Source organism: Rhizobium sp. SU303, from assembly GCF_021052345.1.
GTDB classification, from domain to species: Bacteria; Pseudomonadota; Alphaproteobacteria; order Rhizobiales; family Rhizobiaceae; genus Rhizobium; species Rhizobium laguerreae.
Genome location: NZ_CP088096.1, coordinates 856,756 through 879,269, shown reverse-complemented (window position 1 = coordinate 879,269; position 22,514 = coordinate 856,756). Strand labels below are relative to the sequence as shown.

Sequence of the window (22,514 nt, the reverse complement as noted above, 5' to 3'; positions counted from 1 at the left end):
AGGCAGAAGCCGCACTCGGCCACGCCATGCGCGGCTGCTTTGCGAGGAGGCCAAAGATGACAACCAAGACTGGCGTCGCCAACGCCGGAAACCTGATCATGACCGGCGTCGTGCTGATGCTGCTCGGCGATCTGCTTTTTGCGCTGAATGATGCTATGGGCAAGTGGCTGGTCGCAAGCTTTGCCGTCGGCCAGGTGCTGGTGATCCGCTCGGTTGGCGCTTTCATCGTGCTCGGGCCAATGATCCTCCGGCAAGGGCCGATGGCCTTGTTCCGCGTCGAGCAGAAGGGCCTCCAGTTCATACGGGTCCTCATGGCGACTGTGGATGTCGCCCTGTTCTACGCTGCCGTCGCCTATCTGCCGCTCGCAGACGTCATGACTTTCTATATGGCCGGGCCGATCTACATTGCGGCGCTCTCGCATTTCTTTCTCGGAGAAAAAATCGGCTGGCGACGTTGGCTCGCTGTTCTCATCGGCTTCGCCGGCGTCGTCATCGCGCTGCGTCCGTCCACGGCGATGCTGTCGCTCCCATCGCTCTTCGGCCTTGCCGGCAGCTTCGCCTTTGCACTGTCGCTGGTGATGAGCCGTTATCTCCGCTCGACCAGCGACACGACACTGGTGACATGGCAGACGATCGCCGCGCTCATCACCGGCATCGTCCTGAGCATCGGCCATTGGCAGCCGGGAACGATTGTCGACTGGTCCGGCATGCTGCTGCTCGGCATCGTTGCCACCTGCGCGCATCTGCTGATCACGCGCTCGCTGAAGCTCGCGCCGGCATCGCTGCTCGCCCCGCTGCAATATACGCTGCTGCTCTGGGCGATCGTCCTCGGCTATATCTTTTTCAACGATGTTCCCGACGCGCAGATCATCATCGGTGCGGCAATCATCGTCGTTGCGGGGCTCTTCATCTTCCACCGGAAGAATTTGAAGGAAACGGTGCCGACTGAGGCCGTCCCGCCCGACGGTCATTGAGGCTACAGCGCCGCTTATCTTTCGGCTTCGCATAGGACGCTGCCGTAATCCCTGGAATTCCAGCATACTTCCATCCTTAAACCTTGCGGGTATAGATCAAACGGATGGAGGCTTAGTCACGTGGACTTTCCCGGAACAATCTGGACGCTTGCACGCTACTCCCGAGCATCAAACCCGGGAGATCGCAATGGCGTCCATGACCCTCGAAGACCTATCCTCGCAACTGAAGAAGATCGATTTCTGCATGCTGTCGACGAACGCCGGGTCGGGCCGCATCTCGGCCCGACCGATGAGCAATAACGGCGACGTCGAATATGACGGGGATTCCTGGTTCTTTTCGTATGAGGACAGCAGGAAAATCACCGAGATCGAAGGCATCGACACCGTCTCGCTGACGTTCACGGCGCCTCCCAGCCTCCTCGGCAAGCCGGGGATTTTCATCGCTGTCGAGGGCTTTGCCTCGCTGGTGCGGGACAAGGCGGCATTCGAAGAACATTGGGTCCCCGATCTCGAGCGGTGGTTTCCTGAAGGAGCGGACACTCCCGGGATGGTTCTTATCAAGGTTTCAGCATCCTCCATCCGATACTGGGATGGTGAGGAAAACGGCGAGGTCGTCCTGCCTGGCTCAGCGAGCTAGGGTAATGGCATAAAAGGGCGCCCTACTCCGCGGGCGGCTCCTCCCAGCCGAAGACGCTCCGGCCGCCGAAATCGGCGGATTGGCGGAATTCGCCGGCGATGATTTCCTTGAGGTCGGGACCCGTCACATAGCGTTCCATCTGCCTGGACTGATCGTCCAGCCTCCGCAGCGCCTGCAACTCCTCTTCACGCCCGAGCCTGCCCTTCTGCACCGCCGATTTCATGACGGCGATCGTCTCGTCATAGACTTTGAGCGGGACCGGAAAAGGATGGCGGTCCTTACCACCATGGGCGATCGAGAAGCGCGCCGGATCGGAAAAACGGCAGGGGGCGCCGTGAACGACTTCCGCCACCATCGCCAACGCCTTTACCGTGCGGGCTCCGACACCTGGCACAAGCAGCAGCTCTTCGAAATCCGCCGGCCCGCGGTCGGCCGCGGCAGCCAGATTTCCATGCAGGCGCCGCATGTTGACGTCGCTCTCGCGGACGTCGTGATGGGCGGGCATGATCAGGTGCGGCAGCATCGGCTGTTGGGCAGGTTCGGGCGCCGGCTCTTCGGCACGCAGCAAGGCGGCGGCTTCACGGATGATCCGGTCGGGCCCGAGGGTTGTCAGCAGATCGAGCTGACCGCGCCGCGAGCGTTCGGCGCGCCTGTCGGCAAGATTGACGATCTCGCCCTGGCTCCTTCCCTCGATTGCCGCATGCGGCGAGTTGACGAAGCTCTCCAGCCCTTCGGACAGCCAGTGATAGCGCCGGGCCTGACGCCTGTCGCCGTTCATGCCTTGCTGCACCACCACCCAATGGCCGTCATCGGCAACGATGAACCCGTGCAGATAAAGGTCGAACCCGTCCTGAAGGGCGGCGCTGTCGACCTTAGCGATGAGACGGCTCGTGGTCGCGAGCCCCTCGCCGTCGAGACCAATACGCTCGCCGATCGAGACGAGTTCCTGTGGCGTCTTGCGAGAATGCGCGCCACGACCGCCGCAGACATGCAGGCCGAGTTCGCCGGCACGCGGCTTCAGCCCACGCTTCAGCGCGCCGAGAACGCTGGTGGTGATACCGGAAGAATGCCAGTCCATGCCCATGACCGAGCCGAAGGACTGGAACCAGAAGGGATGCGCGAGCCTGCGCAGGAATTCGTCGCGGCCATAGTGATGGACGATCGCCTCGGTGATCAGCGTTCCGAGTCGCGTCATCCGGTCGCCGAGCCAATGCGGCACGCGTCCCCCGTGAAGGGGAAGATCGGCGCTACCTGCTCGTTGTGACATCTCGTTTCCTTGCATTCTGCATCGCTGGCGGCCGCCGTCCAACGCCATCGGGGAACCCAGGCAAATTCCGGGCGTTTGTGCTCCAGTTAGTGGCCGAGGCAATCATGACGACATTCGAAACCATCTTCAATAACCCGAGCTTGTCGCAGACAAAATCAAAACGGCCGAGCGACCGCCAAAAACAGGAGGGCAGCGCCTTGTGCCTGGAAGGGAGCGCTGCCAAGGCGGCCTTCCTGATCAATGGCAACAGCTATTTCGCCGAGCTGGCGCGTGCGTTGCGGCAGGCGAGGCGCACCATCTGGATCATCGGGTGGGATTTCAATGCATACATCGGGTTGGAACCCGATAAGTCCGATGAAACCCTGGCCGACCTGTTGCATGCCCTGGCAGCGGCAAATCCGGAGCTTGAAATACGCATCCTCATCTGGGCGCTAGGCCCCGTTTATTCTGGCAAGTCCCTGCAGATGCTGCGGAAGAAAAGCTTTCCCAGAAATACGCGGATCGATCTACGCTTCGAGCTTCAGCCGACATTGCGCGGCTGCCACCACCAGAAACTCGTCTGCATCGACGACGCCGTCGCCTTCATCGGCGGCATAGACCTGACGTCGCGCCGGTGGGACACCTGGCTCCACCGCGCCAAGGATACATTGCGACGTGACCCCAAGGGTGTTTCCTATGATCCGCTGCACGACGTTCAGGCAATGGTCACCGGCGACGCTGCCAAGTTGATCGGCGATATCGCCAGGCGGCGCTGGGAAAACACCACCAGTGAAAACCACCTGCCGCTGGCCGAAAACGTCCCCTTTGCCTGGCCGGACGATCTCGCCGTTTCCATGAGGGAGACCGCGGTCAGCTTCGCGCTGACGGAGCCCTCGACCGCACTTCGCCCCGGCATCAGCGACGGCATCGCCATGACATTGGACGTCATCGCCCGGGCACGGCGGCAGCTTTACATCGAGGCGCAATATCTCGCCTCCTTCCGCGTCGCCGACGCCATTGCCGCGCGGCTGCAGGAGGAAGACGGGCCTGAAGTCGTCATCATCTGCACGCGCAGCTCTCACGGGCTGATCGAAAGGATTGTCATGGGTGGCAATCGCGACCGAGTCATCCGCCGCCTGAAACGCGCCGATCGTGCGGACCGGTTGCGCGTCTATTATGCCGTCGTGCCCGGGCCAATCGTGCCCGGGCCAGTCAAGGCGAAAGAGAGCGGCGAGGTGGAGGTACTCGTCCATTCCAAACTGATCATAGCCGATGACGAGCTGGTCCGCATTGGCTCCTCCAACTTAAACAATCGCTCGGAAGGGCTGGATTGCGAATGCGACATGCTTGTAGAGGCCAGTAATGGCGAGCACCGGCGCGCGATCGTGGATCTGCGCAATCGCCTGCTTTCGGAATATCTCGGAACCACCCCGGAAAGCTTTGCCGCAGCCTTTATGCAAAGCGGCTCGTTGATCGAGGCGGTTGAGGCGCTCAATGACGGGCCTCGGGGTTTACGGGAATTCACCGTGGAACTGTCGGGCAGCATTTCACCGATTTTTGGCACGGCGATCTTCGACCCGGCTCGACCCTTCGCAGCTTTAAACCGACTGGGCCTCGACGCGCTCATCCGCCTCATCTTCCGCCCCGCGTGATTTCCGCCGGAAGATCATCTCGCTGATGACGAGAAGCGTCGTGCCGAGCGCCAGCGGAATGAAGAAATAGGCGCAACGGAATGCAATCAGCGCGCCGATCGAGGCTTCCTTCGGCACGACATAGGAGACCGTCGCCTCGAGCACGCCGAGACCGCCCGGAATATGCGTTGCGAGGATCGCGGAATTGGCAAGGACGTAAGCCGTTACCGACCTGAAGAAGGCCACGTCGCCGAAAGTGGAAAGCATCTGGTGCAGGCAGGCGGAGACGAACATGAAGTTGATCGTCCCAATTCCGATCTGCGCGACCGCGATCGAAAATCGCGGCAGCTGAAACGACCAGCGCCACAGCCGTAAGATGCCGCGGATGAAAAACGCCAGGCCGGCATAGACGACCGGCACGACTAGCGCCAGAACGCCGAAGATGCGCACACTCGCCGGATCGATGCGCAGCAGGCGCCCGGCATCGCCGGGATTGACGATCATGGCGATGCCGCCAAGCGTGATGAGCCCAAGCCCCACCGTGACGCCGCAAAACAGGATGATCTTCGCCACGTCCTCCGCCGTCAGCCCCCAGCGTGAATAGAAGCGATAGCGAAAGGCGCCGCTGCTTAACCCGGCAAAGCCGATATTGTGGCCGAGCGAAAGACTGACGAACGAGGCGAGCAGGATGTTCCGGTAGGGCAAGGATTTGCCGAGCGAGCGGATCGCCAGGAGGTCGAAGCAACTGAGGCAAAGATAAGATGCCGCCGTAAACAGAAGCGCTGTGCAGAAGGTCGAGAATGGAATGCTGCGAACCGATTGAACGATCTCATCCAGGCTGTACTGTTGGAAGATCCGATAGAGAAGGAAGACCGCAAGACAAAGGGCGGCAACCAACAGTCCATTCCAGATTATGCTTCTCCAGCTCATTGATTATCCATTTCGAAACGCAATGCGCAGATTTTACGGGTCAGAGCGTCCTTCGTGCGTTCGAAAAACGCACGAACGCGCTAACCTCGATGATCTGGAACGATCAAACGAGTTCTGTGTTCCCCCGAAGGACAAGTTCTATGTCCTCGGGGAACGAGCTTTCAGCGGGTCTATGCCGGACAAATCAATCAAACTCCTCACCTATAATGTGCATAGCTGTATCGGCGGCGACCGGAAGCTCGATCCCGCCCGCATAGCTTCTGTCATCGCCGAGGCTGAGGCTGATATCGTTGCTCTTCAAGAGGTCGACGTCCTCAGGCGCAGGACCGGCGGCGTCGACCAGGCCCATGCGATCGCCTCGCTTTTGAAGATGCAGGCTCATTTCCATCCGGCGCTGTCGATCGCCGAGGAGCAGTATGGCGATGCGATCATCACTTCGCTGCCGACAGGCGCGGTCAAGGCCGGACCATTGCCATCCATCGGCGAACAGCGCGGCGCCATTTCCGTCGAAATACTGGTCGGCGACAGAAAACTGCTGGTCGTCAACACCCATCTCGGCCTTCGTGGCCGCGAGCGCATCCGGCAGATGACGACATTGCTGAACCCCGGCTGGCTGCACGGCATGGCGGATGAACCTCTTCCAACCATCCTCTGCGGCGATTTCAACGCTATTCCGTCATCGGCGACTTACCGACTTGCCGCGCGGTCATTGAAGGACGCCCAGCTTGCAGGCAGCGCCGCGCCGAGAGCGACCTTTCCCTCGCGCTACCCGCTGATGCGCCTCGACCACATCTTCGTCACTGACGATCTCATCGTCAAACAGGCGGCGGTCCTGGAAAACCGCCTTACAAGGGTTGCCTCGGACCACCTGCCTCTGCTCGCCGAAATCGGCTTTGCCTGATAGTCATCGACGTTGGGCGAGCTTCCGGTTCATCGCTGCCGCCACCAATGGTAGCGCCGTCGTCGCCACGGCTCCCAGAGGCAACCGCATGATGCCCCGCGTGACGACGAAGGCCGCCGCCATAGCACCTGCCAGCTTGAGCCACGGCTGATTGCCGAGCTGCGCATGGGCGCTGGCATCGGCCCATCGGACGTTCTCCGTAACGACGGTCGCGGCCTGATGTTGGATCACGTGAAGGCGAGCGCGGAGGTTTTCGAGTTCTTCTCTCAGTTCTTGCAGACGGCCTTCCAGGACATGACCTTCGTAGATCGGGAGAGGCTCCTCGACAGTGTCTCCAACGGAAGCATGACCACCGAGCGTCGCAATATATGCCCGATATTCGGCCTCGCTGGCGAAACCCTCACGTCTGATAAGATCAGGGTTGATGCTCGCCTCCTCGAAGGAGGCCGGCGCGGTTTCCACACCGTCGCGCATGTCCTTGTTTGTGCCGGTGTCCCTGAGTTCGTCCTTCATGATGCGTCTCCAGTTGTTCCTGGCGATAGAACGCTCGACGGCTCAGAAGGATGCATCGGCCTCCGCTGCTGCCTTCATCTTCGCGACGCGCTGAAACGCTCCGGCCGAAAGTCCGCCAACAGCGGATGGCGGCGTCCGGTGACGATCTCGTCCGCCAGCAGTTCGCCGGCAATCAGGCCGAGGGTGGCGCCGCTATGGCTGAAGGCGACGAAATAACCCGGGATCAATAGCAGTTCGCCGAAGACGGGCTCGCCGTCGCCCGGGATGGGCTTCGGGCCGACCCCATAATCTTCGACCTCCAGCACCGGATTGCCTTCGAGAACCCTGGAGGCCTCGCGCAGCAATCCTTCCAGCGTCGATTGCCTGACATCATAGCTGCCGTCGGGCTTCACGCTCACCTCTTCCTCGGACCAAGCGGCGTCGAGCGCGAAGCCACCGTTGGGCGTCGGCCGGATGGCGACGCGAGGGGTGTTGAGCACGGCCTTCAGCGGATGGCGGATCGGCTTGGTCCGGACCAGAAGGGCGACAGGCGTTGCATCGCCGATATGCTGGCCGGCCTCGGCCACGATTGCGGGAACGTCGCCGCCGGCAGCAAGCAGCACGGCATCCGCATCCCGGCGCATGCCGTCTGCCGTGATCACGCCACGGGCACGCGCGCTTTCGACATCGACCGTCGCGCGACCCGCGTCCGTGATGATCTCGCCGCCCAGCGTGCGGAATTCCTGCGCGAGCACGCCGATCAAGAACGGAAGATCGACCCAGCCCTCCCCGGGATTGAAGATCGCGCCTTGGCGCGTCACAGTACTGGCGTCCACACCCGGCGTTACCCCAGCAATTCTATCCGGGGTGAGCCACTGCGCGTGATAGCCGAGGTCGCGCTCATAGTCGAAGATTTCGGCGATCTCGTTGGCGGCATCGTCCGCATCCCAGGTCAGGCCACCGTCGAAGCGCAGCCACGGCGCATCGGGATACCGGGCGGCCAGCGTACGGTAGCGATCTATGCCGGCCAAGCGCAGCCTGTGATAGGCATCGGTGCGTTTGCGCGCCGAATTGAGCCAGGCGAGCGAACGGCCGGAGGCGCCGTTAGCAAGCGGACCATCATTGATGAGCACGGTGCTGACCCCGAGCCGGGCCAGATGGACAGCGGTCGAGACGCCAAAGATGCCGCCGCCGATGACGACGACCTTCGAAGGTTTGGTGGAAGCATTCATGTCGATAACCTTGTTTTCTGCTCTTGCTAGATCGAATGAAATCCGGCGCGCCCGCCATGAGGACGACCGGGGGCACCATGCGTTGCTTCAGGCGGTTCAGAGAACTTCAGCAAGGAAGCGCTTCAGCCGCTCGCTTCGGGGATTGTCGAAAATCTGCTGCGGGCAGCCAGCCTCGACGATGCGGCCCTCATCCATGAAGACGACCTGATCGGCCACCCTGCGCGCAAATCCCATCTCATGCGTCACCACGGCCATCGTCATGCCCTGGCGGCCGAGAGCGGCCATCAGGTCGAGCACGCCCTTCACCAGCTCGGGATCCAGCGCACTCGTCACTTCGTCGAAAAGCATGACCTCCGGATCCATGGCCAGCGCGCGTGCGATGGCGACGCGCTGCTGCTGCCCACCCGACAGACCTGCCGGCCGATGATCCCGACGCTCTGCGAGACCGACCTCGGCCAGACGCGCCTCGGCGATGCGCCGCGCCTCTTGCCTCGGCATCTTCTTGATCTTGGTCAGCGAAAGCATGACGTTCTCGAGTGCCGTGTGGTCGGGAAACAGGTTGAAGTGCTGGAACACCATGCCCACACGCCGGCGCAGCCTCTCCGGTTTCATCGCCAGGATGCTCTCGCCATCGAGCAGGATGTCGCCGCCCTTCGGCTCGACAAGCCTGTTCATGCAGCGCAGCAGCGTCGACTTGCCCGAGCCGGAAGGGCCGATAATGCAGGTGACGGTACCAGCGGCGATGTCGAGATCGACACCCTTCAACACGTCGAGATCGCCATAGGCCATGGTGAGGTCCCGGATGTTCAGGGCGCCGCCCTTGAAGCGCGGCGTACTCTCCTCGGCCGTGCCCGTGGGATGGGGGCCGGCAGCGGCCCGCAACTCGCTTACCTCGACCAATCCGCTCGCAGCACCCGAGCCGCGGCCTTGTTTTCCGAGCCGCAGTCTCGCATCGATATAATTGACGAAGTGGGTCAGCGGCACGGTGATGACGAGATAGAAGACGCCCGCCAGTAACAAGGGCGACAGATTGCCGGTGACGACGGCCTGATCCTGCCCGACACGGAAGATCTCCCGCTCGGAAGCAAGCAATCCGAGGAAGTAGACAAGGCTGGAATCCTTGACGTTTCCGATGAATTGATTGACCAGCGCCGGCAGAACCCGCCTGATGCCTTGGGGAATGACGATCAGGCGCATGCCCTGCCCGTGGCTCATGCTGAGCGCCCGGCAGGCTTCCATCTGGCCGCGCTCGACGCTTTGAATGCCGGACCGGAAGATTTCTCCGATATAGGCACCGGCAATCAGGCTGAGTGCCAGGATGCCGAGCGGAAATGGAGACGGACCGAAGATCTCGCGCCCAATCCGGGCAAAACCCTGGCCGATGATCAGGATCGTGACGATCGCCGGCAGCCCGCGGAAAACATCGGTGTAGATGCGCGCCGGCAGCCGCAGCCAGCGGGATTGCGAGATGCCCATCACGGCAAGAGCCATACCGATGATGACACCGAGCACGGTCGAGGCAGCGGCCAGGATCAGCGTGTTCTTCAGGCCGACGCTGATCATGCTCGGCAGAACTTCCGCCATGGCGTCCCAGTCCAGGAAGCTGCGGCGCAGATTTTCAAGCCAGTTCATTCAGATCCCCATGAATTCTTGCCCGGCGCAGACGCCGACTAAAGCGGATCGCGATCTCTCAGATTCGCTTGTCGCGCTTTAGGTCTTTGTTTTTACGCATGTCGTTATCGCAAAACCGCGGCACACTTTTGCGCGACATGCTTTAGTAGTGCCTTGGTAGCCGCCCGCCGTGAGCGGGCGGCTTACGGCGTCACTTCTTGGGAAGATACTGTTCCGGCATCGGTGAGCCGGGGAACCACTTTTCGTAAAGGGTCTTCCAGGTGCCGTCCTGCATCGCATCGTGAAGCGCGCCGTTGAGCGCCGTGCGGAAGGCATCATTTCCTTTTCGGACCACGAAGCCAGCAGGCGCATCGAAGGACGGGATATTCACGGCAACCTTCAGCGCGGGATAGCGCTCGCCATATTGTTTGGCGGCCTCGTAGTCGAGAAAATGGGCATCGACCGTTCCGTTGTTGAGGGCGGCCACGGCAGAATTGTTGTCGGGAAATTTTACCAGATCGGTTCCCCCGAAATTCTTGGCTGCATAGACCTCCTGCAAGGTCCCCTGCACGACGCCGAGACGCTTGCCCTTGAGGCCATCGGCATCCTTGATGCCGGCATCCGGGGTCAGGACGGAGAGATAACCGGCAAGATAGCCGTCGGAAAAGTCGACAGTCTTCTTGCGGGCTTCAGTCGTTCCGATCGCAGCAACGGCAACGTCGAACCTTTCGTTTGCCACCGACGGCAGGAGTGCTGAAAATTCCTGGCCCGTGAACGTCACCTTGTCTTTTTCAAAGCCGAGGCGGGAGACGACATTGAGAAACAGTTCGATATCGAAACCGGTGAACTGGCCGTCCGCCGTGGCAAACGTATAGGGCTTGGAATCGCCCATCGTGCCGACGCTGATAGTTCCGGGCTCGATCAGGTTATAGGGATTGTCGGCGGCGGCCGCAGAGCCCGCCGCCATCGCAAGAAGGCACGTCAAAAAACCGGCCCGCAACGGGGCCATGATGGCCGGAAGTGATAAAAAAGGCTGCATCGTCGTTCTCCGCTCTGAAAGGAATGCTCTTGTCGGCACTGTAGATCGTCCCGCCGCTGCCGCTTACTGCGACAGTGATCAATGGAACAAGATACCGGTCTCTGATATAAAGAGACCGGTCTCACGACATATTTGATATCTGTCAATTGACCGGTCGTCAACAATTCTTGTAGTCCTCGGCCATGGAAGATTCCGCTCATCCGAAACGTTCAGTCACGGTCGCCGACGTCGCGAAGGCCGCAAAGGTCTCGAAGGCGACGGCCGCCCGCGTGCTCGGCGGCTACGGCGTGGTCAGCGCCAAGATCACGGATCAGGTCATGGCCGCGGCCGCCGCCCTCGAATACCGCCCGAACGAGCTCGCCCGGAGCATGAGCACCGGAAGATCCGGCATCATCGGGGTCGTGGTCGGCGATATCGAGAACGCTTTCTTCAGTCTGGCGGTGCGCGGTATCAGCGATGCGGCCCGTCTTGCGGGATTCAACGTCATCATCGCGAATTCAGGCGAAGAACTCGATGCGGAAAAATCTGCCGTCGACCTCCTGATCGGCAAACGCGTCGATGGTCTTATCGTGACGCCAGCCCGATGCGACAGCTTTGACCATCTGCAGCACGTCCGCCGTGCCGGGGTGCCGCTGGTCCTGTTCGACCGGGCTATTCCGGAACTCGATGTCGACGCAGTGACTGGCGACGACCGGGAGGCGGCCATCGCGGCGACCCGGTATCTGATCGGGCAAGGACATCGCCGCCTCGCCTACGTCTCTGCCATGGATGCCGAGGACGGTGGGCTCACCGATATTGGGCGGATCTCGAATTCCGCCGTGCGCGAACGCGTGGAAGGTTTTGTCAGCGTCCTGACCGAGGCGGGTTTGCCGAACCCTCTTCGTTATGTCAGGCTCGGCGCCACGAACCAGGAACAGACGGACGGCGTGATCAAACACCTGCTCTCTGACAGTGCCGCGCCGACGGCGCTGCTGGCATCGGACAGTCTCGTCGGCTTGCGCATCTTCAAGTCGCTACAATCGCTCGGCCTGTCGATCCCCAAGGACGTGTCGATGATTTCGTTTCTCGACGCCGATTGGACCAGCGTCACTGTTCCGCCGATCACCATCGTCGACCAGCGCGTCTACGAGATGGGCAAGCTCGCCGGCGAGCGGCTCATCGCCCGTATCGAACGCACCCCTCTTGCCGTCGAACGTCTACGCGTCAGCACGAGCCTCGTCGTGCGCGGCTCCGTCGCCACGATTAGCCGGTGAGGCCTATGGAGTTGGCTATACCCCATCGCTTTGTGAAGCAGCGAGTAGTACCGAACTGCGATCGGTCACGAATGCCCATGGCCGCCAGCTTGATATTACATGGGGTTGCTGTTGTCTTTGCCTGACCAACGTTATTTAATACCGAAAATACTCGCTGTGGGATTTTCAGAAAGATCATGCTCCAGTCAAAAGACGCTTCATCTGAGCTGATAGATTTGATCTATGGAAGTCTATTCGGGGAGTGCAACTGGCAGGATTTTCTGGATCGCGTTGCGCAAACTTCGCCGAATGGAAAGGCTGCCCTCCATTACCACGATCTGGCCTCACCTGTGGCCCATGTTCCCTACGTATCGGGGTTTTCGAGGACCGAGGTCGACCAGTTCAGCAGCCACTTTGCCGCAGTGAACCCCTGGATTCCGAGATTGAGCTTTGTGCCGGTTGGTCAAGGTGTCTGCGGAGACGAAATCTTTCCACGCGAAGACTTGCTCAAATCGGAATTCTACAATGATTGGCTGAAGGGACAGGCCCAATGCGAGACGAGCATCGGTGTCTCGATCATTCGGGAGGAAACCCGCACCTTCGTCCTTTCGACCTGCACCTCGTCAGCCGACCCCGATTTCAACAAAGAGGCAGCCGGGCGTTACACGATACTCGCGCCTCATTTGAAAAGAGCTTTCGACTTCATCCGGAAGCGCGATCTACTCGCCCCGGAAAGACAGACGACGCAAACCCTGTTTGATAGCATCGGCGTCGGATTGATCTACGTTTCGGAGCAAGGGCGAGCACGTCAATGGAATAAGAGCGCGGAAGCCTTGATGGAGGCTGGCTTTCCTGTGCAAGTCGCCCCAAGCGGCAAGCTCGAACTTCAATGCGAGAGGTCGACTGCCGTTCTTAATTTCCTGACTTCCAGAAAGGGCGTGCAAACAAGGCCGCATACGGCGATTGCAAATGGGAAGAACAAGGCTAGCTATCGCATCACACTCCTCCGGCTCCAGTCCGATGCATTCACTGAGTTCTTGGAGGGGCCGACCGTGGCCGTCATTGTCGAGCCGATGGTGGCCACGCCACTCAATGAGCGGCGAGACTTCCTAATGGAAGCCTACAAACTGACTGCGACGGAGATTCGGATCGCATCAAGCATTGCCTCAGGCCATTCGCCAAAAGAGGTGGCCATAGCCGATCACATCAGCTACGAAACGGTCAGAACCCACCTCAGAAACATCTATTCCAAGCTCGGGGTGAACTCCCGGGTTGGTTTGGTCGCGCTGCTCATGCGCTGACCAACGTTCTGCAATTCGTCCCTACCGCCCGCATGGTCAGCGAGCCTTTGCATATTGCGAACGGGTTGCGAGCGCAAAGGCGTGCGACACTCGACATGAATTCCGGCAACCCTTGTCTCATTGCGTTGGAAAACCAGCGCTACGCCCTCTAATCGTAGAGTTCGCCGCGACCAATCTGCTCCCTTGCAGGCGCATCGCTGATTGAGGGATCGTCGGCCGGATCGGGATCTCTCTTGTTGGCATCGCTCAGAAACTGCGCGGCCTTAAGCAGTGCCGCGGTCACCTCCTCGGTGCCCCATCCGGCTTCATTGGCGGCTGCAATCAGCCTTTCCAAAGCGTCGCGCGCGGCTGCGGTCGCGTCTTCGAAGCGCTGCGCGGGAGATTCGGTTTTCGGTGGTGGAAAGGTCATCGGCGTTCCCTCCATAGGTCTGGCTGTTAGGAGTGAACGCAGCCCAGGGGAAATAGATGCACGACCATGCTGATTAAACAAACCGATGCCCAGCAGCGCCGCACCGGCAACGGCCGGCCACGTCTTTTCCGCCTCAGATGACCGTCTGCAACAGAAACGGAGAACTCTCCAACGGACGCTGGGCGAGGATCCTCAGCATTGCGGGGCCCTGTATGCCGGAAGTCGCGCAGGAACGGCCGTCGTGATAGACCACCGTCATGATGCGGCTGAGACTATTGTACCTGATCTCTGCGATCGTCCGGGTGTGAACCGGAAAGATGAATTCATGGGGTTGAGATTTCTCCCCCGAGGTTTTCAAGGTCATTGCGATGCCCCAACGAAAAAAGCAATTTTAGCCCCACCGCGCCCTGGTCTGAGCCTAACGGTGCCTATCAAGCACATATTGCTGCGACGGTCGCGTGACATCGGCGTGACATGCAGAATCGACACTGCCAACTCAGGGCGGATTTGGTGACGCGTCAGTTGCCAAAGCGGCCATCAACCGTCAATGCAATGTCCGATGGATTCCGTGCGCGAGAGCGGCCTGCGGCCAGCATTCGACCGTGCGCGCCAACGATCGAACGGCTTCGTCCACGTTGAAAACCACGTCCCCGAGCCGCTCGATCTCATGATCGAGCTCGTAGACCTCGACTTCGTCGAGGTCGTCATTCTGGAGCATTCGCCTCATTGCCTCGATAAGGCGCTCAGTTCGCCCAACGATATCCAGCGCGCTGCGTATGATGATGTCGAACATGCCGTCCCCTCGCTTCGATAATGAAGGGTCGGCCAGAATCGTGATGCTGACAATCCTGAAATCTTGTCAGAGGCGCTCGCGGATCGTGTCGTAGAGATCCCTCAACTCCCGCAGTGCGGGTTGAGGCCTACGGCGCGGCAGGGCGGCGCGACGTCCGGCAAAGGCAAGTGCGCCGGCGACCGCCGCGATGAGCAGCAGCGTTGAGGCCGGGTAAAGCTTTACCGCTGCTTCCGTCTGACGCATTGCTTTCCCGGCACTCCCCTTTGCCGATCGGGCGGCATCGAGGACCTGCTGCTGGAGCGTGCCGATCTGCTTTCGCAGCGCGCCGAGCTCTTCTGCCAGGTCATGATCAGACTGCCGGGGAACGCCGACGGAGGCCGTATTCGTATCGATGACGGCTTTCGGAATGGGCTCGCCGATCTTGGCTCCCTTGGTGTCGAGGGTCGTCGTCTCAGTGCTCTTGCGGCGCGGCATGATCATTTCTCCTTCCTGGACATGATGCCGAAAAGTTTGAGCGGCTTTGGGAAAACAGGATTCAGGTCGACGGGACCTAAAGTCCTCCTGTTCTAGTCGTCGTCGAGCGAGAAGACCGGCCGATAGTGGCGCTCGGCGATCAGCAAGCTCCGGTCGGGCCGGATGATGTAGATCTCCTCGACCTGGCGCCCCCATTGATCTGTGAAGCTGTGGGGGAAGGAAGAGCCCACCGGCGATTTCGTCAACTTCGTGCGAGGCTGACCATTATAAGTGATACTGCCGGGAATGGGCGCCAGTCCTGCCGACGAATAATTGCCTGCGCTCGTCGTGCAGCCTGTCAGCACAACGGTAAAAACCAGCCCAAATCCTATGCTCCGCTTCATCGATCCCTCCAGCTGCCTCGTCTTCGCGCGGCACCCGCCTCTATCGTCAATGTAACAGGGGACGACAGACATTGTTCCAGAATTTGGCCGGAGACGTCAGTGCAGGCGAAACTTCGGCCCGAAACCGGAACGACCGCGCCATCGCGTCGCTCGGTCGGGGCGCATGCAGTCGCCCATCCCCTCACGTTGGCATTGAATTTTTCGGAGACCGAGTGGTAAATCCGAGAATGCACCCGGTTATGGTGAGGGGACAAACCGTATCAACGCGGCGTGTGAACAAAAGGAAGTTCGGTGATGCTAGCAAGACCAGCCGGATATGCCGGGGCCGCAATCGCTGCCCTGTGGGCGGCCCGCCAGATGGGCCGACTTTATTCCTCCACCGAACCGTTCGGTCCTGAGCTCATGAATGTTGCAAGAAATCTCGGCATTTTCATTCTGCCGGCACTCGTCCTGCTCCTGGCTGGGCCTTTCAGGATGTGGTTCGACAGATTTGCGCCGGTGTACCCCCTGGTGCTCGGAGCCGGTATGCTCAACATCTATATGCAAGACGATGCGCTGGCTGCCGGTCTGCCGTTGATCGTGCTCGTCTACCCCTTCCTGGTGGTCTTTGCGCTCGCCTATCTGTTGGGCGGGCGAGTGTCGGCAATGCGCAATTGAACCCTGCAGCGCGCCGCGGACGAGTGACTCCCATCTCACCTCTAGCCACTCCAGGAGAAGTGCGAAGCGGTTTTCCCGCGAAAGGCTCTAAAACTCGTCGCTGCGACGCCTCACGGCGTGCCTCAACGCCACCAAATGCCTTCGCCGCTCCAGCATATAATCGACATATCCGACGCAGATGAACAGCAGCGTGGGGCCGGCGTAGATGATGATCAGAGCCAATGCGATAAGGATGAATGCGCTCGTCATGGTCTTGTTTTCCAATATTGGTCGCCGCATCTGAAGCGGCGAGAGCGGACGGGTCCTCATCTCGGCAATGCCTGTCCTTATTCATTCAAAATTCGCCGGCTTACTATTCGTTCCCTGCGCGAAGCGATTTCCATATGCGCGGCGGTCCTATCGAACGACAATGATGAAGCGGACGGCTCGCCCGGCCTTAACACTCCCGCGGGCGTTCCTCCCGCATTGCCGCCGTCACGCTCTTCAGCAGCGGGCTCGACATCAGATCCGCGAGCAAAACCGATAGCTTCGGCTTCCAGTTCGGATAGCTGTCGCTGGTGCCTGGCACATTGGTTGGCCTCTTTTCGTCGGTGAGATCGGCGAGACGGACCGCGGCGAGAAGCGAGGGCGTCCTGGCGATGAAGCGATAGGCGCTGACGGTCAAATCCCTCAGCGTCTCCTCGCTTGCCCGCGCTTGGGAAAGCCTGGTCGGCAGTTCGAGGCCGGCAGCCTTCAGCGCCGCTTTCAGCTTCCTCCGCTCGCGCTTGCGGTCTTCGAGATGTTTCTCGGTGAGATCGGGCGGCACGATGCCGTGGTCGCACCGGGCCTGAATGTCGGCGCCGCGCCACCAGCCGGCAAGGGTCTGGTGGTCGTGCGTCGAAATGCAGGCCAAAGCCAGGGCGGGATAGACCTCCGCCGGCTTGAAGCCCTTCTCGTCCTGTTCATAGGAAAGGATGCGGTAGGAGAGAATGTGGGCCGCCGCCAAATCGTCCTGCAATCCCTTGGGGATCAGTCCCAAGTCTTCTCCAATGACGAGGCACCGATGCTCGGCGGACGCTTCTGCGAGGATCTGCAGAAGCCGATCCGCGGGATAACGGACATAGGCGCCGCCGTCCGGCCTGCTGCCCAATGGCACCAGGAAGAGGCGGCGAAGCGCTGCGGCGTGGTCGATGCGAATGGCGCCCGCATATCGCATGGCAGCGCTGACCATGCGCCGGAAAGGCGACATTTCTCCTGCGGCGATCGCGGAAGGCAGATATCCGGCAAGGTGCCAGTCCTGCCCGTCCACGGCGAATGGATCGGGTGGGCTGCCGATGGTGGCCTTCGAGACATAGGTATCCGGCTCGCTCCATGTCGCCGAGCCGTCGACCGCCTCCCCGACGGCAAGATCGAGATAGAGCCCGATCCGCAGGCCGGCCTTCCGCGCCCGGTCCGCCGCCTGCATCAGCTGCCGGTGAGCAAGCCATTGCAGCCACATATGGAAACGGACATCGTCCGCGTGTCCGCGCTCGAATTGGGCGACGGCGGCGCTGTCGAAGCGCTGAAAATCGGCCGGCCAACATTGCCAGCCGGCGCCCACCCCGCGCTCGACCATGGAAAACGAGAGGCATTCGAAAAGCGCATGCAGCCGCAGGCTGTTACCACCTTGCGTGATGAAGGCGTCGAAATCGGCCGGATCATAGGCGTCGTCGATCACGCTGCGCTGTTGCCAGGCCGGCCAGAGATCGCGCAGAGCCCTCAGCTTGATCTGTGCGACGCCGACGTAGTCGACGAGATCGGTTTGGCGAAGGCTGGCCAATTGCCGTTCGAGTTCCGGACTGCAGGCAAAACCCGGCAACCGGTCGACCGCGATATAGAGCGGGTTGAGATGCTGGCGGCTCGAGGGCTCATAGGGGCTGCAACGGTCGGGATCGGCGAGAAACGGCGCGTGAAGCGGGGTGAGGCCGATGAAATCGGCGCCCAGCGATCCCGCGAGATCCGCCATATCGGACAGATCCTCGAAATCTCCTATGCCCCAGTTGCGTGCCGAACGAAGCTCGTAAAGCTGCAGGCTCACGCCCCAGACGCGCGTACCGGAAAGGAAATCGGGCAGAAATGACCTGGCGATCTTCTTAGCCGCCGGCTTGGGCTCCCGCCGCGGCGCGCCAGTCTCGGGATCGGCCGTTCCCGGCAAGTCGACCTTCAGTGCCGAGAGGATCTTGCGCTTGGTCTCGCCTGATATCGCCACCTCCCGATTGTCGGGACTCGGCCTGGTCAGGCTGATGCCGTGCCGGCGGGCGAGCTTGTCGAGCTCAGCAGATTTCATCGTTCGATCGCCTTCCTGTCAGCACGCCGTCACGCTTCGCCGATGCTCCAGATCACCGTCCAGGGCGAGAGATTGCCACCATCGCTGCCGCCGAGACGGAAGATCGTCTCGCCGTCGTTCTGCTGCGAGACGAGCGCCGCCGCCTCGGCGCCGAGGTTGGCGTGCAGATGAAGACGCCGGTTTTGCGCCAGGGTCCAATCCACCGCGAGCGCGCTTCCCGCCGAGCGATAGACCGCGTTTCCGGCGCCGGCGCCGTTCAGCAAAGGCACGATCCTGCGGTGCCGGAGGTCGAGAAGCGCCCTGTAAAAACGAAGGACCTCGGAAGAGGCGAGTTTCGACCAGTCCAGTTTGGCGGCGGCGAAGGTCGATGGCGCCGTCGGGTCGAGAAGGTCGTCGGCGTCGAAGCCCGGGAGACGGGAAAGCTCCTCGCGACGGCCTTTCCTGACCTTCTCGTTCAGATCCTCGTCGAAATCGCAGAAAAAGGGGAAAGGTTCTCTGGCACCCCATTCCTCGCCCATGAACAGCATCGGGATCTCAGGCGCCAGCAGGTAGATGGCGGCGACGGCCTTGATGACATCGGCAGGGCTCGAAGCCAGAACCCGATCCCCCAGCGCCCTGTTGCCGATCTGGTCATGGTTCTGGATGAAGGAGATGAAAGCGGTGGACGGGAGATAGCCGCTCGGCTTGCCGCGGCTTGCGCCGCGATAGGGCATGTGTTCTCCCTGAAACACGAAGCCTTCCGCCAGCGCTCGGCCGAGCTTGCCGGCGTCACCGGTGTAATCGGCATAGTAGCCGAAGGTTTCGCCGGTGGCGGTGATATGCAGCACATGGTGCACGTCGTCGTTCCACTGGGCGGTGAACAGCTTCACTTCCCCGTTTTCGCCACGCTGCAACAGGTCGCTGTCGTTCTCCTCGTTTTCGACGATCAGATGAACATGCCGGTCGCCGGCCGCGGCCCTGACGCGGCGGGCAAGCGCGTGAAGCAGATGCTCAGCGCTGTCGTCCTTAATGGCGTGGACGGCATCGAAGCGGAAACCGTCGAGCCTGAACTCGGTGATCCAGTAGATGGCGTTTTCGATGATGAACTCGCGGATCATCTCCGATCCGTCGCCATCGTAGTTGATCCCGTTGCCCCAGGGCGTCTTGTGATGGTCGGTAAAGAGCGGCGCATAGGAGGGGATATAGTTCCCGTCGGGCCCGAAGTGATTGTAGACCACGTCCAGGAAAACCGAGATGCCGCGCTGGTGCGCTGCGTCCACCAGCGCCATGAAATCTTCCGGCCGGCCGTAGCTGCTGTCAGGAGCATAGGGAAGCACGCCGTCATAACCCCAGCTGTAACGGCCGGGAAATTCACTAAGCGGCATGATCTGCAGCGCCGTAACGCGCAGCGCTTGCAGATGGTCGAGCCGCGCGATCGCGGCCTTGAAAGTGCCCTCCGGCGTGAAGCAGCCGATATGCATCTCGTAGATGACCATCTCCTCCCAGGGCCGTCCCGTCCAGTCGTTCGTCTTCCAGCGATAGAAGGAAAGGTCGACCACTTCGCTCGGCCCGTGCACATCCTGCGGCTGAAACCGCGAGGCGGGATCGGGAATTTCAAGACCGTCCGGCAGGACGAAGCGGTAGCGCGTACCGACACCGGCATCCGCGACCGTAGAGTGGTGCCAGCCGTCCCCGACCGCCTGCATCAGCCGCGGATCAGCGCCTTCGATCTTCAACGACACGCTTTCATGCAGAGGAGCCCAGAGGCGGAATAGAATGCCCTCTTCGGTGAATGCGGGGCCGAACGTCATTTTGGTCAAGGGAAAGCCTTCGATGAAATTAGGATGAGATTTGGGTAACTTTTGCGGGAGCAAAAAGTTTCGTCCGCAAGGGGACGCGCGAAAGCCGCCGCTGTCACCAGGTGACGATATTCACCGGAACATAGAAGGTTAGGTCAATCGAGCCAGGTCGTGGGCTCGCGCATCCCGTGGACAACGACGACAATTTCGGCGCCGTAATTGGTGGGTTCATAGATGGCGATATAACGCCCCTCGATAATCAGGCGGGCGACGGGGCTGATTTCCGGGCGCGCAGGCCCCATTTCGGGATGAGCAGCGACGAGTTCGAACTTGTCGAAAAGCTTTTGCAGGAGCCTGTCGGCAGCCAGTTCATTGTGAACGGCGATATTGCGCCAGATATCGCGCATCTGGCGCTGGGCACGCGGAGTCAACTTATATTTAGCCACGAGCTGCGCGTTCTGCCTTCAGTTCTTGCAGGAAGGCCGTAGGATCAATCTCTTCGGGTTCGCCGCTGGCTTTGCCCTCGGCATATTCCCGCTTGAGTTTTTCCAGTTCAAGCGCACGAATTTCCTCCCGCTGTTCCAGCAAGCGGAGGCTATCGCGCATAACTTCGCTGGCGCTGGCATAGCGCCCGCTTTCAACAAGCTCACGGACAAAGCCTTCATAGCGAGGCCCAATATTATAGCTGGAGGGCATGGCAATACCTTTCATCGAGGCAATATTATCAGTTTTTGATAACCCGGACAAATAAAACAGACGGCACCACCTTGACTGCGACCAGAACTTGCAGCCGCGGCACTTCAACCCTCAGGCCGCAGCGACTTTACCCGAGAGCGCCTGATCCATGGCCGCCTGAAGCTGTTCCTGCGTGAATGGTTTCTTCATTCGCAGCATCCGCCCGAGGCCATGGTCTTCGGAAAACTCGGCATAGCCCGAGGCAAGGATGATGGGCAGGCCTGGAAAGGAGGAGCGAAGGTGACGCGCAAGCTCGGCGCCCGTCATGCCCGGCATGGCATGATCGGTGATGACGAGATCGCAACCCTGTCCGTCGGCAAAGAATTCCAAAGCCTGGGAAGCGGAAGATGCCTCTTGCGGCAGATGCCCGAGATCCTCCAGCATCGCCACGGTTCCGGTCCTGACAAGCGCATCGTCGTCGACGACCAGAATGGCAAGCGGCCGCGACGCCGGTTTCAAAGGCTCCGTTGCCGGAGGCTCGACGGCCTGCTGCACCCTGACGAAGGTTTCGGCAACGGGCAGCCATAGGGAAACGGTCGTGCCCTTGCCCCTGACGCTCGATATCTGGATAGAGCCGCCGGATTGCGCCGCAAGGCCATGAACCATCGACAGGCCGAGACCGGTGCCTTTGCCGACACCCTTGGTGGTGAAAAACGGTTCGGCGGCACGCGAGACCGTTGCCTCGTCCATCCCCTCGCCATCGTCCGACACCGATATCCTGATATAATTTCCGCCCGCGAGCCCGGCCGGGCGGGCGTCTTCGGCTGCCGCCGCGGCAACCGTCACGGCTCCGCCGCTTTCGAGCGCATCCCGCGCATTGACGAATAGGTTGAGCAGCGCCAGTTCCAGCTGGTTGCTGTCGACCAGAAGGGGCGCCAGATCCGCCGGAATGCTTTTGCGGATTTCGATGCGCGGCCCCACCGCCTTGGCGAGAAGATCCTCGACGTTTTCGAACAGCCTGAAGAAGTCGACCGCCTGCGGCTTGAGCTCCTGGCGGCGTGCGAAGGCAAGCAGGCGCTGGGTGAGCGCGGTGCCGCGCTCGGCCGCCTGGATCGCGTTCGTCACCAGGCGTTCGCTGCGTTCATCGGCCGGAAGCCGCTTCTTCAGAAGGTTGAGGCTGCCGAGAACTGCCATGAGGAGGTTATTGAAGTCGTGGGCGACGCCACCCGTCAGATGGCCGATCGTGTCGAGCTTCTGCGCCTCGAACAGCTGCGCAAGCGCCTCTTCGCGCTCCCGCGTCCTTTGGTCGATCCGGTGCTCGAGTTCCTCATTGAGCTCACGCAACTGCGCTGCAGAGGCCTCGAGCTCGGCGGTTCGCTGTTGAACGCGGGCCTCCAGCTCGGCGTTCAGGCGTTCGAGTTCCCTCGTCTTCCTGTAGAGATCGGCAAAGACCCGCACCTTGGCTCTGAGCACCTCGGGGACGATCGGGACGGAGACGTAGTCGACCGCGCCCACCGCATAGCCGCGCAGCCGGTCCGGTTCCGCCAGCATCACGGCGGAAACGAAGATGATCGGCGTGTTCTGATAGCGCGGATGCTGCCGGATCATGCTGACGAGTTCGAACCCATCCTGTTCGGGCATGCAGACATCGACGAGGATCACCGCGATTTCGGTGCGCAACAGATGCTCGAAGGCTTCGCGAGCGGATTGCGCCTTGATGAGGTTTTCCTCGAGCTCTTCGAGAATGACCTCGTAACTCAGGAGCTTTGCCGGTTGGTCGTCGACGAGGAGAATGTTGACGGGGTTCATGGCCA

General features: G+C 60.9%; 24 protein-coding genes. 7 read left to right on the top strand and 17 right to left on the bottom strand.

Annotated features, from left to right (window positions below; genetic code table 11):
* Positions 1-56 precede the first annotated feature (56 nt).
* Both RlegSU303_RS28705 and RlegSU303_RS28700 read left to right on the top strand, forming a co-directional pair.
* On the top strand, positions 57-974 hold the full coding sequence (locus tag RlegSU303_RS28705; protein WP_094088209.1) for a DMT family transporter: 918 nt from the start codon (positions 57-59) through the stop codon (positions 972-974).
* Between the two features lie 187 nt (positions 975-1,161).
* On the top strand, positions 1,162-1,611 hold the full coding sequence (locus tag RlegSU303_RS28700; RefSeq protein ID WP_017956672.1) for a pyridoxamine 5'-phosphate oxidase family protein: 450 nt from the start codon (positions 1,162-1,164) through the stop codon (positions 1,609-1,611).
* Positions 1,612-1,633: 22 nt separating this feature from the next.
* Here RlegSU303_RS28700 and RlegSU303_RS28695 read toward each other — a convergent pair whose 3' ends face one another.
* A complete protein-coding gene (locus tag RlegSU303_RS28695; RefSeq protein ID WP_017956673.1) occupies positions 1,634-2,878 on the bottom strand; it encodes a DUF763 domain-containing protein in 1,245 nt (414 codons plus the stop codon).
* A 104-nt stretch (positions 2,879-2,982) separates the two neighbouring features.
* Between RlegSU303_RS28695 and RlegSU303_RS28690 the strand changes: the two genes are divergently transcribed.
* Positions 2,983-4,509, top strand: a complete 1,527-nt coding sequence (locus RlegSU303_RS28690; RefSeq protein WP_017956674.1) for a phospholipase D-like domain-containing protein — start codon at positions 2,983-2,985, stop codon at positions 4,507-4,509.
* On the opposite strand, the gene RlegSU303_RS28685 is transcribed toward RlegSU303_RS28690, so the two are convergent.
* Positions 4,456-5,418 carry a lysylphosphatidylglycerol synthase domain-containing protein gene (locus tag RlegSU303_RS28685; RefSeq protein WP_026158202.1) on the bottom strand — a complete coding sequence of 321 codons (963 nt, stop codon included), beginning with the start codon at positions 5,416-5,418 and terminating at the stop codon, positions 4,456-4,458. The genes RlegSU303_RS28690 and RlegSU303_RS28685 overlap by 54 nt on opposite strands.
* A 172-nt stretch (positions 5,419-5,590) precedes the next feature.
* Here RlegSU303_RS28685 and RlegSU303_RS28680 point away from each other — a divergent pair, with 172 nt between their 5' ends.
* Positions 5,591-6,319, top strand: coding sequence for an endonuclease/exonuclease/phosphatase family protein (locus tag RlegSU303_RS28680; RefSeq protein WP_017956676.1), 729 nt, complete (start codon positions 5,591-5,593; stop codon positions 6,317-6,319).
* A gap of 3 nt (positions 6,320-6,322) precedes the next feature.
* Here RlegSU303_RS28680 and RlegSU303_RS28675 read toward each other — a convergent pair whose 3' ends face one another.
* From RlegSU303_RS28675 to RlegSU303_RS28655, 4 genes are all read right to left on the bottom strand, one after another.
* Positions 6,323-6,835, bottom strand: a complete 513-nt coding sequence (locus RlegSU303_RS28675; protein ID WP_026158203.1) for a hypothetical protein — start codon at positions 6,833-6,835, stop codon at positions 6,323-6,325.
* 71 nt (positions 6,836-6,906) lie between these two features.
* Entirely contained in the window at positions 6,907-8,043 is a 1,137-nt protein-coding gene (locus tag RlegSU303_RS28670) for an NAD(P)/FAD-dependent oxidoreductase (protein ID WP_017956678.1), read from the bottom strand.
* 96 nt (positions 8,044-8,139) lie between these two features.
* Positions 8,140-9,675 carry an amino acid ABC transporter permease/ATP-binding protein gene (locus tag RlegSU303_RS34275; protein WP_017956679.1) on the bottom strand — a complete coding sequence of 512 codons (1,536 nt, stop codon included), beginning with the start codon at positions 9,673-9,675 and terminating at the stop codon, positions 8,140-8,142.
* Between the two features lie 190 nt (positions 9,676-9,865).
* Positions 9,866-10,693, bottom strand: coding sequence for an ABC transporter substrate-binding protein (locus RlegSU303_RS28655; RefSeq protein ID WP_017956680.1), 828 nt, complete (start codon positions 10,691-10,693; stop codon positions 9,866-9,868).
* Positions 10,694-10,875: 182 nt separating this feature from the next.
* Between RlegSU303_RS28655 and RlegSU303_RS28650 the strand changes: the two genes are divergently transcribed.
* Together RlegSU303_RS28650 and RlegSU303_RS28645 are read left to right on the top strand one after the other, a co-directional pair.
* A complete protein-coding gene (locus RlegSU303_RS28650; RefSeq protein WP_017956681.1) occupies positions 10,876-11,946 on the top strand; it encodes a LacI family DNA-binding transcriptional regulator in 1,071 nt (356 codons plus the stop codon).
* A 176-nt stretch (positions 11,947-12,122) separates the two neighbouring features.
* A complete protein-coding gene (locus RlegSU303_RS28645) occupies positions 12,123-13,226 on the top strand; it encodes a LuxR C-terminal-related transcriptional regulator (protein ID WP_017956682.1) in 1,104 nt (367 codons plus the stop codon).
* A gap of 148 nt (positions 13,227-13,374) precedes the next feature.
* Here the strand turns inward: RlegSU303_RS28645 and RlegSU303_RS28640 are convergent, their stop codons facing one another.
* The 5 genes from RlegSU303_RS28640 to RlegSU303_RS28620 form a co-directional block, all read right to left on the bottom strand.
* On the bottom strand, positions 13,375-13,635 hold the full coding sequence (locus RlegSU303_RS28640; protein WP_017956683.1) for a hypothetical protein: 261 nt from the start codon (positions 13,633-13,635) through the stop codon (positions 13,375-13,377).
* Between the two features lie 133 nt (positions 13,636-13,768).
* Positions 13,769-13,999 carry a hypothetical protein gene (locus RlegSU303_RS28635; RefSeq protein WP_017956684.1) on the bottom strand — a complete coding sequence of 77 codons (231 nt, stop codon included), beginning with the start codon at positions 13,997-13,999 and terminating at the stop codon, positions 13,769-13,771.
* A 180-nt stretch (positions 14,000-14,179) separates the two neighbouring features.
* On the bottom strand, positions 14,180-14,428 hold the full coding sequence (locus tag RlegSU303_RS28630) for a hypothetical protein (protein WP_017956685.1): 249 nt from the start codon (positions 14,426-14,428) through the stop codon (positions 14,180-14,182).
* A gap of 66 nt (positions 14,429-14,494) precedes the next feature.
* Positions 14,495-14,902: a hypothetical protein gene (locus RlegSU303_RS28625; RefSeq protein ID WP_026158204.1), complete on the bottom strand. Its 408-nt coding sequence runs from the start codon at positions 14,900-14,902 to the stop codon at positions 14,495-14,497.
* A gap of 92 nt (positions 14,903-14,994) precedes the next feature.
* Positions 14,995-15,285: a hypothetical protein gene (locus RlegSU303_RS28620; protein ID WP_026158205.1), complete on the bottom strand. Its 291-nt coding sequence runs from the start codon at positions 15,283-15,285 to the stop codon at positions 14,995-14,997.
* A 294-nt stretch (positions 15,286-15,579) separates the two neighbouring features.
* On the opposite strand from RlegSU303_RS28620, the gene RlegSU303_RS28615 reads away from it, so the two are divergent.
* Positions 15,580-15,942 carry a hypothetical protein gene (locus RlegSU303_RS28615; RefSeq protein WP_131718974.1) on the top strand — a complete coding sequence of 121 codons (363 nt, stop codon included), beginning with the start codon at positions 15,580-15,582 and terminating at the stop codon, positions 15,940-15,942.
* Between the two features lie 87 nt (positions 15,943-16,029).
* Here RlegSU303_RS28615 and RlegSU303_RS28610 read toward each other — a convergent pair whose 3' ends face one another.
* From RlegSU303_RS28610 to RlegSU303_RS28585, 6 genes are all read right to left on the bottom strand, one after another.
* Positions 16,030-16,191 carry a hypothetical protein gene (locus RlegSU303_RS28610; protein ID WP_017956689.1) on the bottom strand — a complete coding sequence of 54 codons (162 nt, stop codon included), beginning with the start codon at positions 16,189-16,191 and terminating at the stop codon, positions 16,030-16,032.
* A gap of 187 nt (positions 16,192-16,378) precedes the next feature.
* Positions 16,379-18,247: a 4-alpha-glucanotransferase gene (gene malQ, locus RlegSU303_RS28605; RefSeq protein ID WP_017956690.1), complete on the bottom strand. Its 1,869-nt coding sequence runs from the start codon at positions 18,245-18,247 to the stop codon at positions 16,379-16,381.
* Positions 18,248-18,276: 29 nt separating this feature from the next.
* On the bottom strand, positions 18,277-20,046 hold the full coding sequence (treZ, locus tag RlegSU303_RS28600) for a malto-oligosyltrehalose trehalohydrolase (RefSeq protein WP_131718975.1): 1,770 nt from the start codon (positions 20,044-20,046) through the stop codon (positions 18,277-18,279).
* A gap of 134 nt (positions 20,047-20,180) precedes the next feature.
* Positions 20,181-20,471, bottom strand: coding sequence for a type II toxin-antitoxin system RelE/ParE family toxin (locus RlegSU303_RS28595; RefSeq protein WP_003549969.1), 291 nt, complete (start codon positions 20,469-20,471; stop codon positions 20,181-20,183).
* Positions 20,464-20,721 (bottom strand): type II toxin-antitoxin system ParD family antitoxin, encoded by a 258-nt coding sequence (locus tag RlegSU303_RS28590; RefSeq protein WP_003549968.1) that lies wholly within the window; start codon positions 20,719-20,721, stop codon positions 20,464-20,466. The genes RlegSU303_RS28595 and RlegSU303_RS28590 overlap by 8 nt, the downstream gene beginning before the upstream one ends.
* Before the next feature lie 111 nt (positions 20,722-20,832).
* On the bottom strand, positions 20,833-22,509 hold the full coding sequence (locus tag RlegSU303_RS28585; RefSeq protein ID WP_131718976.1) for a response regulator: 1,677 nt from the start codon (positions 22,507-22,509) through the stop codon (positions 20,833-20,835).
* Between the last annotated feature and the right edge of the window lie 5 nt (positions 22,510-22,514).

Coding starts and splice junctions, on each gene's coding strand:
- RlegSU303_RS28620 (WP_026158205.1), bottom strand. CDS start 15,285: ATGAAGCGGAGCATAGGATTTGGGCTGGTTTTTACCGTTGTGCTGACA.
- RlegSU303_RS28655 (WP_017956680.1), bottom strand. CDS start 10,693: ATGCAGCCTTTTTTATCACTTCCGGCCATCATGGCCCCGTTGCGGGCC.
- RlegSU303_RS28625 (WP_026158204.1), bottom strand. CDS start 14,902: ATGCCGCGCCGCAAGAGCACTGAGACGACGACCCTCGACACCAAGGGA.
- malQ (WP_017956690.1), bottom strand. CDS start 18,247: ATGAAATCTGCTGAGCTCGACAAGCTCGCCCGCCGGCACGGCATCAGC.
- RlegSU303_RS28635 (WP_017956684.1), bottom strand. CDS start 13,999: ATGACCTTGAAAACCTCGGGGGAGAAATCTCAACCCCATGAATTCATC.
- RlegSU303_RS28615 (WP_131718974.1), top strand. CDS start 15,580: ATGCTAGCAAGACCAGCCGGATATGCCGGGGCCGCAATCGCTGCCCTG.
- RlegSU303_RS28690 (WP_017956674.1), top strand. CDS start 2,983: ATGACGACATTCGAAACCATCTTCAATAACCCGAGCTTGTCGCAGACA.
- RlegSU303_RS28590 (WP_003549968.1), bottom strand. CDS start 20,721: ATGCCCTCCAGCTATAATATTGGGCCTCGCTATGAAGGCTTTGTCCGT.
- RlegSU303_RS28585 (WP_131718976.1), bottom strand. CDS start 22,509: ATGAACCCCGTCAACATTCTCCTCGTCGACGACCAACCGGCAAAGCTC.
- RlegSU303_RS28650 (WP_017956681.1), top strand. CDS start 10,876: ATGGAAGATTCCGCTCATCCGAAACGTTCAGTCACGGTCGCCGACGTC.
- RlegSU303_RS28645 (WP_017956682.1), top strand. CDS start 12,123: ATGCTCCAGTCAAAAGACGCTTCATCTGAGCTGATAGATTTGATCTAT.
- RlegSU303_RS28680 (WP_017956676.1), top strand. CDS start 5,591: ATGCCGGACAAATCAATCAAACTCCTCACCTATAATGTGCATAGCTGT.
- RlegSU303_RS28610 (WP_017956689.1), bottom strand. CDS start 16,191: ATGACGAGCGCATTCATCCTTATCGCATTGGCTCTGATCATCATCTAC.
- RlegSU303_RS28670 (WP_017956678.1), bottom strand. CDS start 8,043: ATGAATGCTTCCACCAAACCTTCGAAGGTCGTCGTCATCGGCGGCGGC.
- RlegSU303_RS28695 (WP_017956673.1), bottom strand. CDS start 2,878: ATGTCACAACGAGCAGGTAGCGCCGATCTTCCCCTTCACGGGGGACGC.
- RlegSU303_RS28700 (WP_017956672.1), top strand. CDS start 1,162: ATGGCGTCCATGACCCTCGAAGACCTATCCTCGCAACTGAAGAAGATC.
- RlegSU303_RS28640 (WP_017956683.1), bottom strand. CDS start 13,635: ATGACCTTTCCACCACCGAAAACCGAATCTCCCGCGCAGCGCTTCGAA.
- RlegSU303_RS34275 (WP_017956679.1), bottom strand. CDS start 9,675: ATGAACTGGCTTGAAAATCTGCGCCGCAGCTTCCTGGACTGGGACGCC.
- RlegSU303_RS28685 (WP_026158202.1), bottom strand. CDS start 5,418: ATGAGCTGGAGAAGCATAATCTGGAATGGACTGTTGGTTGCCGCCCTT.
- RlegSU303_RS28630 (WP_017956685.1), bottom strand. CDS start 14,428: ATGTTCGACATCATCATACGCAGCGCGCTGGATATCGTTGGGCGAACT.
- RlegSU303_RS28705 (WP_094088209.1), top strand. CDS start 57: ATGACAACCAAGACTGGCGTCGCCAACGCCGGAAACCTGATCATGACC.